Source organism: Methanosarcina acetivorans C2A (assembly GCF_000007345.1).
GTDB lineage: Archaea > Halobacteriota > Methanosarcinia > Methanosarcinales > Methanosarcinaceae > Methanosarcina > Methanosarcina acetivorans.
In genome coordinates this window covers 3,342,829-3,354,653 of sequence record NC_003552.1, presented here as the reverse complement: position 1 = coordinate 3,354,653, position 11,825 = coordinate 3,342,829, and the positions used below count along the sequence as shown (strand labels likewise).

The window sequence follows — 11,825 nt, the reverse complement described above, 5'->3', positions numbered from 1 at the left end:
ATTCTTTTAAAGTTAATATATTTTTTTGTCAGTACGCTGCCTGTTCACTTCCCGAGTTGCTGCTCGGTAAACTTCCGGCATATGCAGAACAAACAGGTTTACTTTATCGGAGGAGAAAGGGAATTTCTGCCCTTTAGTTAAACCAGAAGGCAAAAAATAAAGTTGGGAATTGGTTCACGAGCTTTCCGCATTTTCAGCATGCTTGAAGGCGACAAACCCCGTACTTTCCTTACTACCTGCCTTCACACTGCTTCTGGATACCGAAGGTGCATACTTTGCCTCAGCCTTTGTACTGGCCCTTATATTGGCTTTTGCATTTGTTTTTAAATCTGCTGGTTTTCCTGTCACTGCTTTTGCACTTTCCCTGAGGAACCTGAACTCTTTTGAAAGCATAACCATGACCAGTATTACCATAAAATATTCCGCAACCGGAGATGCAGACCAGACGCCATCAAGCCCGAAGAATAGAGGGAGGATGAACAGCAGGGGAAAGAGGAAAATGAAGATCTTTCCGAGATTGATGAAGAGGGCTGCTCTGACCCTGTTTATTGACTGGTAATAGATGGAGGTTAGCAGTACGATGCCCTCAACAAGCAAAGAGAACATGCCAATATTCATGCCCCTTAGCGTGATTTCCAGAAGTTCGGGGTCATTCTGGCTGAAGAGCTGCACCAGAGTCTCCGGGAAAAGACAGATCAGCATAAAGCCGAAAACTCCGACGAGGATACACGAAAGCATTGTCAGTTTCAGGGTCTTTGAAACCCTTTCGTAACTTCCTGCCCCGTAATTGAAACCCATTATCGGTTGCACCCCAAGGGCTATTCCCTCAAAAAGCATGTAGAAAATTGAAAATACATACCCTATGATACCGTAGGCTGAGACCGCAAGCTCGGAACCGTATCTGAGCAGCATGTAGTTATGTGCAAAGAGTAAGAGAGCAAACGAAATCTGCATGGCAAATGAGGGGGTTCCGGCTTTAAAGATCTGCAGGACTGTCACGGGTTTGAAGCTCATTGACCTCAACCGGAGCTTAAGCTTTGCCTCGCTTCCGAAAAGGTAGCGCATAAGCAGGACTGCAGGCAGGACAAAGGAAAGTATTGTCGCAGCTGCTGCGCCCGGCATACCCATTCCCATGCGCATGACAAAAAAGTAATCAAGTACGATGTTTATGACCACCCCTGCAGCCATAATGTGCATACAGAGCCTGGGTTTCCCGTCATTCCTTACCAGGGGGTCGAGGGAGATTGCAAGAACCATAAAAACCGAACCTGCAAAGATGATACGGAGGTATTCCCGGGCAAAGAAGAGGGCAGGCCCATCGGTTCCGAGTAAACCTAGGGATGTTTCACAAAAAATCAGCCCGCCCACAGTAAAAATAGCTCCTGTAAGGAGGCTTAAGGGAAAAGCATTATGCACAATCTCGAAGGCTTCCTTTTTATTCCCTTTTCCAAGTTTCAGGGCCGTAAGACTGGACGAACCGATTCCGATAATTATACCTGCCCCGATTATGATAAGGTAAGGAGGGTAGGCAAGGGTAATTCCCGCAAGCCCCTGGTTTCCAACCGCATTTCCTATGAAGAAACCATCAATTATCTCCTGGATTCCGACAATGATGACGCCAACTACTGCCGGAAAAGTAAATTTCCAGAAAAGATTGAAAATATTCCCGGACCTCAATTCTTCATCGCTTACCATACCCTGACCCCCTCAGGCTGCAAAACTATTTTTTCGGGGACTTTCAGGAAGGTTTTTAGTTCTTTTAGGCAAAAAGAAAACCAAATTTTTTCTTTAAAGAATCTGCAGATCCTTTTTTCAATTTCCGGGGCTATTTTTGCTATTTTCAGATAAAAAGACCTGTTCGATAAGAGATTGGGTATTTGAGCGGGTATTTTATACTTTCTTGAATCCCTACATCCCTTTAAGGAGTTGTACTCCCTTAAAAACTCGGGATGAGAGTCTTCAGTCCTTACAAATAATTTAGATAAAGTCATCTTTCATCCTGATGAAGCTTCAGGAACATGCAAATTCAAAAGATAGCTGCTGTGTTGCAGTTTTAATCAGAATGTTACAGACTGGCAAAAATGCCGAATGACAAGCATTCAGAATAAACGACATACGGAATGACACTCAAACTGAATGTTATTTACACATATTCTAAGGCTGGTTTTGTGCCGCAGAGGTGCTGCATCAACCCGACCCGTTTACTAATCAGCCCGTTTTACGAAGCTTCATCATTTATACTGTAAAAGAGGATTCAATTGAAACTGAGAATCCTGCAGAATTATGCAACAAAGCAAGTAGGACCAACAAAGCAAGTAGAATCAACAAAGTAGACTCAATAATCAGATAGTCAGTCTGGTCAGCTAATTTTATATATAATACAATATTTAGATGATATTTATATATTTACAGCTTTTTTTGTTTTAGTGGGTCACTGGTTTCAGCCTAAAAAACGCAATCAATAACTTCTTTTTAAATAACTTATCATAAAAAATAAAAATTATTTTTCAGACCTTGCTGAGCTTTTGAGCAGGCAGCCCGTTATTAATCGGTTTATATCTCTACTTTGACAGAAGCATACAATTTGTAATGTATAAATGGGCTGGTTGCTTTTGTTTTTGGCAAACAGATACACATTATATATTGTGTTTGTAAATTCCTTGCTACTTTGTACATTTCTAAATATATGCCTTGACACGATGTGCTTTTTTAATCATATACTATATTGATTACCAGAATCTGTCAAATTTGAGTTATATTATTCCGGAGTAAGCAAATGGTATCTACAGGTCTTCCCTATCCATGAAAATAAGTAATTGAAAACACTGCGAACAGATTGTCTTTGAATAAACACGAAAACTTCAAACACACCGGAAAAAACACACTGGAAAATACTGAGAAAATGCAACGCACGAAATTAGAGAAAACATGAAAATTAACAAATATGAGCAAAGGCTTAAGCCAAAAACTGACATACTTCCCAGGCAAAATATGGAGAAGTTTTTTCGCTGGCTTTCCGTTTACTCAGGAGGGTACGGGCCAGGATTTTTTGAGGGGTATCAGGGCTCCCTTTCCCTGCATCTCTTTCTGCAGAGAATTGACCGTTGCCTTTGGGCGTCAGCGCAATATTAAAGGCAGCGTTGACATCGGCATGGTCAACATGCCCGCAGTGAGGGCATTCAAACTCCTTGCTGCGTCGGTTGCCTGTAAGTCCGCAGCGACTACACCTTTTGCTTGTCGCATGGGGATCAATATAGACTACCTCTACTCCCTGCAGCCTGGCTTTATATTCGATAAATTGCTGAAGCTGATGAAATGACCAGCTGTTCAGGGAGTATTCATTTGACCAGATGTGTTTTTTGGCTTTGTTTTCTCTTCTGGTTTTGGTTTTGTTTTTGGTTTCAATTTTGGTTTTGATTTCGGCTTTTATTTCATTTTCGGTTTTGATGACCTCCTTATTCATTTCCTCGCTTCGGCTTCTGCCTACGTTTTGATTTTTCTTTTTTTCTACGCTTTTCTTATTCCTGCCTTTTCCCACACTTTCGGCCTTGCCGTTGAGTTTCTTGACCCCTTTCAGGTTTTCGAGTTTTATCCCGCACCCGGAATACAGAGCAAGGTCCACAATCTTTCGGCTGATTTTATGGTTCAGGTCTTTTACAATATTCTTTTCTCTCTTTTTCACAGCTTTCAGGCGTTTGTATTTGCCTTTGGTGTAGAGCCGCTTTTTTATGTTTTCGTATTTCTTATGCGTATGATAGCGCATTTTGCCGAACTTCCAGACCTTTCCGGACTCCGGGTCAGCCACAACTGCAATATGCCCCTTGGTATTGAGGTCAACTCCTATGTAGCGCCCGGTACTATCGGGTTTTTCGTCCTGGAAGACAACCGCTACATAGGCATAGACGTTATCGATTTCTATCTGGGAGATTTTCTTGAAGTTGCTGGAAAAATGATAGTCCAGAAGAAGTTTGAGACAGGGTATCTCCAGGGTCTTTTCCTCCCTGTCAACATTGACAGCCTTCGAAGGGACAATCAGTTTCACATTTTTCATAGATTTGAGATCCCGGTTTCTGGAATATTTCCTGATGATCTGGCCGGAAATTGTTGACCTCAGGCCTATATGCCTGACATCCGCAGGGAAAAGTGAATCCTTACCCGAAAATGAATCCGCTCCGGGCAGGGAATCGGAAAAAGGATGAGTAGAAGAAGAAATTGAGGAGTCATTGGAGGATTTAGCTGAGGAAACAGAAAGAGGAAAAGAGGAGGGAGAAGCAGAAGAAGGGGAAAGAGCAGAGGAAAGCAGAGGAAAAGGAGAAGAAAGAGGAAGAGAAGAAGGAGAAAGTTGAGGACCAGAAGAACCGGTTCTTTGGATCGGAGGCGGTTCAAGAGTGCGATTTTGAGCCCTGTGTTCAATACAGAACTCAGCAACCTTGCGCGCCTTTCGGAGTTCTTCCGAAAAATCCCGATTATGCTTGATTTTATAGGTCAGTAGCATCCGGTGTACTGCTCCACTTTAACTGTCTCTAAGATATTGTTATCGATATGTTATCAATATGAATATTTTTTTAAAAACTACAAATTATATTAAGCTTCTATATACATAATTGTTATGGAGATATTTAAACATTTTGATAAAGTCTGCAAGCAGGAGTTATCAGAGATCCTCTACTTTTGAGCAGGTTTGAGTTTTCCCTGATTAACTATTTGATCTATTCCGAAACCCGGGAGGAAATGTTTTGTTCTTCTCATCCTGAGCCGCAACTCTGCCGAAACAGACAGCAGACTCCCGAATCGCAATTCGGGTGTTCAAACCCCTTTAAAATAATGCCCGGTCGTATACTCAACCCCTCTTGCAGATTTCAGCCTTGCCTCTTTTCCTGCAAGCGCCTGTTTATACGCTTCCGTAATCTCTCTTACCTCAGCTCCGGTGTTGAGTGAAAGGTCAAGCCTGAGCACATCCACGCCGTACCCTTTCATATTCTTGACGTACTTCAGCATGTCAAGGACTTTTGAATTATAGATCAGGGTCCGGGTACCAAAGCTCTTGACCGGGAACTCGGAGCCGTTCTGATCAACGAGAAGCACTTCACTTTCTTTTCTTAAGATTCTCCGGTCAACGAGGGGCTTTAAGAGGTCATTTTCCGTAATAAGCATCAATTCCCTGCCGTAAACCAGGATTTCGGTCTGTCCCGGGTTTTCGCAGGCTTGAAGAGCTTCACAGACATTTTTCATCTCGCTCAGGTTCAGTTCGCTTGAAAGGGTTGCCCTGTACGCACCTGCCTGGAAGAAGGTGCTGGCAGTAAAGGCGTTGAAGATATTGAGGTCTTTCTGAGCAACAAACGGTATGGAAAGCTCTTTTGCAAGCCGGGAGGCTCCGAGACTGGAACATGCGATAGTAAATCCGGAGTCCCTTATTTTTTCAAGAATGGGTTTCAGTTCTGTAAGTTCGATGTCATGGGTTATCCTGGGTACTCTGAAAACGAGTTCGATTTTTTCTGCTTTCAGGTCTTCAAGCTTCTCCTCGTTTTTGGGGGACATCAGCTCTTCGAATAATGAGACCGGGATATAAGCAATATCTGCACCGGCTTCGGCTGCCTGTATGAGAGAGGAAATTTTCTGCACTTCAACGCTCAGGAAGGCTTTCTTTAAAGCTGTGCCTCTTGTGCCTTTTGATCCTTCCCCTTTCCTTTTCATATCGGCTTCAATTTCACTCTCCGAATCACTTTCTAAAGAGCACAGGCTGTTAAAGGCTGCCAGATCAGGGTGTTTTTGTTCTTTTTTCTTCGACTTCAGGATTTTTTCCAGCAGGAGTTCTACAGCCTTTCGCCTCGTATTCTTCAGCACGCCGACGGGGATAAAGATATTTTCGTCAGTTTCGATCTCAATGGAGGCGGCTTCGAAAGGAGTGTCTCCAAGGCTTTCCATCGCTTTTTTTATCTGATCTACCGTTGTAGGAGCTTTCTCGGCTTCCTGAACGATATAGTCATCGGTAAATTCCACATACGCAGGTTCTTCTGTTCTGCTGACTTTTCCGTTTTCTGCACTTTTTTTGTTTTCTGCCCCGATTTCAACCGTAAACCGTTCTCCTTTTCGGGCTTTTGCTTTTAGGCTTACGGGAAGGGCTTTTAATTTTGTTTTCTGAAGGGTATCAAGGAGCTGGGTGTCAGTCGTGAGGTAGAGTTCGTCTCCCCGCTGGACGGCTCTGCCGGTCTTTGAGCTGATCTCAAGCCCGACTTTTTCGCCTTTTAGGGCACTTTTCACGTGCTCTCCTGAAATTGTGATAATGCCCGTTACTGCGGATCCGAGCATTCTTTCCCGCGTGAAGACGCTTATGCCGTCTTTTACCCGGATATTTTCTTCAAGCCGGACTGTGAGTTTTGTATTCCCTTTGGAACGGGAGAGGTCCAGGACTTTTCCGAGGAAGGCACCGTAGTTGGAGCTGTATTTGGGGTGGGACACGTCCTTTTCCCCGAGGATGAAGCCCCGAGTAAAACCCCTGTAAAAGAGTTTTGCAAGCTCGGCTTCTCTTGCTTCGAGTTCTTCCTTTGTCGGGTTAGCTCCGGGGTTGCAGATGGCATCTACTGCAGCTTTGTAGGCAGCAGCACTTGCGGTTACATACTCGGGTTTTTTCATCCTGCCTTCGATTTTCAGGCTTACGACCCCGGTCTTTACTATCTCCTCAAGCCCGGTGAGAGTGGAAAGTTCGGCACAGCTTATGGGGTAACTTCCTCCGATATGCCTTTCGTCAATTTCCCTGCCGTTTACAAGGAAACTGTACCTGCGCCGGCAGGGCTGGGCACAGGCACCCCTGTTTGCACTCCGGTCGTGCAGGAAACTGCTGAAGAGGCATTTGCCTGAATAGGAATAGCAGAGAGCGCCATGGACAAAGACTTCGATCCCCACTTTTGAGTGTTCCACAATATCTTTTACCTCGGCAGTGGTCAGTTCCCTGGAAACGATCACTCTATTTGCTCCAAGCTCTGTTGCAAAGTCCACGCCCTCTTTGTTGTGGATGGTCATCTGCGTGCTTGCGTGAAGGGCGAGGTCGGGATAGATCTCCTTCAAAAGCCTGAGGAGCCCGAGGTCCTGCAGGATAATTGCATCGACCCCGACTGCGTATGCCCTGTCAACGATTTCAAGCGTGTGCTGAAGCTCTTTTTGTTTGATCGGGATGTTGAGAGCAAGGTAAACAAGGACTCCGTGAGAATGGGCCAGATCAACGGCTGACTCCAGGTCCTCAACGGTGAAGTTTTTAGCACCCTGGCGGGCATTGAATTCGCCAACTCCGAGATAAACGGCATCTGCTCCTCCCTTGATTGCGCCGAGAAGGGCTTCGTTGTCGCCTACTGGGGAAAGGACTTCCGGGGGACAGAATTGATTATTGTCAGACATATTGGATCAGGGGTATTTTTTCGGGTAACTGTAGTTTCTGATGAATGGAAAATGTTGGGAGCTGAAAAGTATGGTAACTGTAAAGAAAAAGGGCTTACGCAAATCAGTTCAGAGCCGGTTTAAAACGTAAAGGTGCTTCTCGCATAAAAAATGGATGGTAAAGATTCCGGTTATTGCTCTTACAGCCCATGCCATGCGAGGGGACGAAGATAAGTTTCTTAAGACAGGATTCAGCGGTTACATTTCCAAATCCATTGACGTCCAGAGGTTCAAATAGGCTGTAGCGCAGTTTGCTGCATGAAATGAAACTGAAAGTGGGAGTATTTTTTGTTTTATGGGGCTCGTAAAATGTCAGATTTATTCATGTTCGTTTTTTAAGGAAATTCAGGATTTCCCTTGAATATTTTTCCGGGAAATAACGCTCTCCAGAGTGTTTTACCCTCTCAAAGACAATGAGCTCTGCTTCCGGAATCTGCTCTGCCATTGCAAGTGAAATCCCCGGAGGAGTGTACTCGTCTTCCGTACCGACCAGAAGCAGGGTTCTACCCTTTATTTCCGGCAGGCGTTCGTAGGTGCCATTCCATCTCAGGTTTGCATCTGCCTGTTCTCGTATTAGTGGGCTCATTGCCGAATTACCGGCAAAGTATTCAAACATAGTTTTGAGAAGACTGGCTTCAGGGGCATTAACGCTGTAGAATGCCGATGAGAAAATAAGCTTGTCAACCTTTTCCGGGTAATTGATGGCTAGTTCCTGGGCAATCGATGCCCCCATTGAGGTTCCGAAGACATTTGCTTTCGAAATTTCAAGTGCATCAAGCAGGCCTGCAGTATCACTTGCAAACAGTTCAAGGGAATAATTTTCCCCGGAATCCGAAGAGTACCCAACTCCTCTATTATCGAATGTGATTACCCTGTAATCCTGCGCCAGCTCCCATACAAAGGTTTTGTTCCAGGTATCCATTTTCCCGCCAAAGCCCATTATCAACAGAAGAGGCTCTCCTGATCCGAATTCCCTGTATCCGAGCTCGATTCCGTTAACAGAAACATACTTTACAGGAGAGGAATCAAGGGAAAATTCGGTGAACTCTTTAGAGGGTTTTTCCCCGTAAAAATCGGTACAGCCAGAGAAAAGAATTGTGAAGATAAGGATAAAGGGCAGGATCGTTTTAGGATTCATGAAATGTATTATAAGGCTACTTTAAGTATAAGTTTTCTATTTATTCGGGTTTTGTTTTTTAGCTGGTTTTTGTCTTTTCCAGGCTGTTATTTTTTGCCTTATAGCTGTTTTTCAAATCCCGAGTTTCGCTGCCCGAATTGCGATTCGGGAGCCTGCTGTCTGTTTCGGCAGAGTTGCGACTCTGCAGTGCGCTGTCTGTTTCGCTCCGCTCAAGCAGACTATTATTGGAAAAGTGAGTTTCGATCAAGCAGACTATTATTGGAAAAGTGAGTTTCGATCAAGCAGACTATTATTGGAAAAGTGAGTTTCGATCAAGCAGACTATTATTGGAAAAGTGAGTTTCGATCAAGCAGACTATTATTGGAAAAGTGAGTTTCGATCAAGCAGACTATTATTGGAAAAGTGAGTTTCGATCAAGCAGACTATTATTGGAAAAGTGAGTTTCGATCAAGCAGACTATTATTGGAAAAGTGAGTTTCGATCAAGCAGACTATTATTGGAAAAGTGAGTTTCGATCAAGCAGACTATTATTGGAAAAGTGAGTTTCGATCAAGAGGGCTAACTAAAAACAATGGTAAAATAAAGAGACGCAGGAGAGCTGTCTTTCCCAGGAAGACAAAAAAAGAAGAAAAAGAGCAGAAAAATCAAAGTTCATGCGGCAAATGGTAAAGAAAGAGTAAATTCTACTTGAAGTACACTCGTCCTAAAGCTCTTTTTTATTTCTTTTTTTGCAGGGCCGGCAGAAAAGCTGGCGGAGGCGTCCTGTGAAGAATTGATTTAAACCGGCTTCAAAGGGTAAAGGGAATTTTTACCCTCAACCCAGCGCCTTTCTTATTTTTCCCATTTTGGTAAGGGTCGAGCATACGAGCTGTGAAACCTCCTCGTCCATACAGTTCCCTGAGGTCCCAGCCTGCAGGAGTTCAGGCTGCATCATCTCGAGCAGGATGCGGTATGAAGGTTCGGGATGGGTTTCGAGACCAAGGGTCTCATGCAGGATCTCGATATCTTTACTGACCTCCTTGAAGCAGGCTCCGGAAAGGAAGCGAGAAGCCACATTGAGGTCTAGGTACCCGGTTGCAAAATTCAGGTCGCTGACAAGGGAGGGGAAATATTTCGTAAGCAGCCTTTCGCATGCCTCATCGCCAAGCTTTTCCCGGGCTTCGTTGAGAGCTGCCCCGGTACCTATGAATTCGGGAGGAAGACCTATGGAGTAGAGAGCCCCGGTAAATTTGATGGCCCTAGGGAGGTGCAGGTCTTCTGCAGGCATGCTTGCCAATAGTTCTTTTCCGATGTCGGTACGGCAGAGGCTTACTATGCCTGAAATATCGGGAGCGCTCCGTGAATAACCGCCGCTTCCCCTGTGCATCAGGCGGTCCCGCTGCTGGGGGAGGAGGTCGGAAAGCCGGTTTATGGTAGAGGCCAGTTCCCGGATGATGAGGCTGTATCTTGTCCCGAAAATCCCTATAAGGTTTACGAGTTCTTCTTTTTCTTCAGCGGAAAAGAGCTCGGGGATTTCGGGAAGTTTCTCCTTTGCAAGGTCTACCAGGGCTTCAGCATCCCCTTTTTCATGGCTGTACCTGAGAGCGGACTGCAGGGTGATTGTTCCTATGCCCCTGTATTCCCTGAAGAAATTTTCCGCATTTTTCAGGTCCAGGTGCCCTCTGAAAGGCAGGGTCCCGGCTCCGAAGACGATGCCTGTTTCGGTTTCGAGTTCGAAGTTAAGTTCGGAAAGTCCGTTTATGGCGTATTTGCAAGAAAGGGTGCTTGCCACATGCCCGAAAGAAAGAGCGGAGTCGGACTTGCCCAGGAAGACCCTGAATTTTTCGGGGACTGTCCCGAAACGCTCTTTCCAGGCAAGAAGCGTGTTTTCGGTAAGTTCCTTTGCGTGCAGAAGGGCGGGAGCGTCTTCTATAAGAGGAATTATACGCGGGACCTCCATTGCAAACCCGAATTCTTTTTTTGCAAGCTCACTAACGTCTACCATATGCTGCTGGGCATCAAGGATTTCCCTTACCGTGCCTGTCATGGGATGCACGAATTCATTGATTGCCTGGACGTCCGAGTATTCAAGGGCTCCGTGGTTGGCTTCGGCGATAGACATCATGACCATAAGCTGTCTGAACCTGTTTTCCTGGACTGCACTCGGAGCCCTCGGCGTGATAAAAACATCTTTTCCGGGCACCAGGTCTGTTTCTTCTATTAATCTGGATACGATCTGGACATTCTGATGATAGGGAGTTGCCTTTCCCTCATAATCCGGCATATACTCGTCACAGCCGAATACCACCGCAGCCTCAATGGCTTCCCCGGGCTCTTCCTGCGTGGAAATATACCTTGACGCAGAGTCCGGGTGCTGCGTGCACATAACTTTCGGATAAGTTGATTTCCTGCTCATGAAATTGAATCCTCACTGTTTGATAGGGTAAATTTTTAGATTTTATTTTTTCTCGCCGGACAGTGTCTCAATTGGCTTGCCGACTTTATTGTCAACCACAATATTAATTCAAAATGGTAGCGGAAAAGAATGTTTACTTAGAGATAAATGTTTTCGTTGACAAAAAGTTAACATCAAGGTATCGGCTTTGAAACTATCTGCTATAAATGCACTAAAGCACAGCATAGACACAGTATCTAAAAGATATCAATATTAAAAGGATACTCAACTTTCATTGAAACTTAATCCAAAAAAATCTGAGATAATAAGTTAGAGGTAACAAAATGTATTGCGACCAGCGCCCTGAAGTTTTGAGTGGAAAAGGCTGTACAAAAAACGAACCCTGCAAAAGGCAGAGAGTCGAACTCCCAAAAACCGAAAGTCGTGGCAGGGAATACGACTTGAGCCTGGCAGCCCTATTAAAAGGCATGGTTGGCGCTTTTATGAAAAACCATTAATAAAGCATTGAAGAACAAATAAATCATCAAATAATCTTCAGCTGCTCTTTTGTGGACCAACTTTTTCATTTCAGAATATCTCAAGCCCTCTCAGGATTTTTCAGGCTCTTTTCGGACCCTTTAAAACGCTGTTCTACCTCTACTGAGACTCTGTGAGATATCGGCTTTTTTTCGGTTTCGGCTTCTTCGAATTCTTACTTCCTGTTTTTTTCTTTTTTGCAGGAATACCGCTCTCTTACGTTAAGTAACTGATAACCTTTAGATTATTCTTTTTGAACGCAGCTCACTACTATAACCCAAAATTAGTCCGCTTGAGCTCAGATCACTTCTTAACCCATAGATAGTACGCTGCTCAGATCACTTC

The 11,825-nt window shown here is 44.5% G+C and carries 6 protein-coding genes and 1 pseudogene; 2 read left to right on the top strand and 5 right to left on the bottom strand.

All coding sequences use genetic code 11. From position 1 onward, the window contains the following. Positions 1-174: 174 nt before the first annotated feature. The 3 genes from MA_RS14095 to MA_RS14080 all read right to left on the bottom strand — a co-directional run bounded on the left by MA_RS14095 (position 175) and on the right by MA_RS14080 (position 7,392). Positions 175-1,695: an MATE family efflux transporter gene (locus MA_RS14095; protein WP_011022654.1), complete on the bottom strand. Its 1,521-nt coding sequence runs from the start codon at positions 1,693-1,695 to the stop codon at positions 175-177. A 1,261-nt stretch (positions 1,696-2,956) separates the two neighbouring features. Next, positions 2,957-4,495: an RNA-guided endonuclease InsQ/TnpB family protein gene (locus MA_RS14085; RefSeq protein ID WP_011022652.1), complete on the bottom strand. Its 1,539-nt coding sequence runs from the start codon at positions 4,493-4,495 to the stop codon at positions 2,957-2,959. A 311-nt stretch (positions 4,496-4,806) separates the two neighbouring features. Further along, on the bottom strand, positions 4,807-7,392 hold the full coding sequence (locus MA_RS14080; protein ID WP_011022651.1) for a U32 family peptidase: 2,586 nt from the start codon (positions 7,390-7,392) through the stop codon (positions 4,807-4,809). A 160-nt stretch (positions 7,393-7,552) separates the two neighbouring features. On the opposite strand from MA_RS14080, the pseudogene MA_RS14075 reads away from it, so the two are divergent. Continuing rightward, positions 7,553-7,669 (top strand): annotated as a pseudogene (locus MA_RS14075) (response regulator); the annotation flags it as partial. An 84-nt stretch (positions 7,670-7,753) separates the two neighbouring features. Here the strand turns inward: MA_RS14075 and MA_RS14070 are convergent. Beyond that, positions 7,754-8,569 carry an alpha/beta fold hydrolase gene (locus tag MA_RS14070; protein ID WP_011022650.1) on the bottom strand — a complete coding sequence of 272 codons (816 nt, stop codon included), beginning with the start codon at positions 8,567-8,569 and terminating at the stop codon, positions 7,754-7,756. Positions 8,570-9,383: 814 nt separating this feature from the next. Next, positions 9,384-10,964 (bottom strand): phosphoenolpyruvate carboxylase, encoded by a 1,581-nt coding sequence (gene ppcA, locus MA_RS14060; RefSeq protein ID WP_011022649.1) that lies wholly within the window; start codon positions 10,962-10,964, stop codon positions 9,384-9,386. Positions 10,965-11,287: 323 nt separating this feature from the next. Here ppcA and MA_RS27140 point away from each other — a divergent pair, with 323 nt between their 5' ends. After that, positions 11,288-11,461: a hypothetical protein gene (locus MA_RS27140; RefSeq protein WP_157860249.1), complete on the top strand. Its 174-nt coding sequence runs from the start codon at positions 11,288-11,290 to the stop codon at positions 11,459-11,461. Positions 11,462-11,825: the final 364 nt, after the last annotated feature.

What these genes read in the sequence shown, in the direction of transcription:
- MA_RS14080 (WP_011022651.1), bottom strand. Translation starts at nt 7,392, where the DNA reads ATGTCTGACAATAATCAATTCTGTCCCCCGGAAGTCCTTTCCCCAGTA.
- MA_RS14095 (WP_011022654.1), bottom strand. Translation starts at nt 1,695, where the DNA reads ATGGTAAGCGATGAAGAATTGAGGTCCGGGAATATTTTCAATCTTTTC.
- MA_RS14085 (WP_011022652.1), bottom strand. Translation starts at nt 4,495, where the DNA reads ATGCTACTGACCTATAAAATCAAGCATAATCGGGATTTTTCGGAAGAA.
- MA_RS14070 (WP_011022650.1), bottom strand. Translation starts at nt 8,569, where the DNA reads ATGAATCCTAAAACGATCCTGCCCTTTATCCTTATCTTCACAATTCTT.
- ppcA (WP_011022649.1), bottom strand. Translation starts at nt 10,964, where the DNA reads ATGAGCAGGAAATCAACTTATCCGAAAGTTATGTGCACGCAGCACCCG.
- MA_RS27140 (WP_157860249.1), top strand. Translation starts at nt 11,288, where the DNA reads ATGTATTGCGACCAGCGCCCTGAAGTTTTGAGTGGAAAAGGCTGTACA.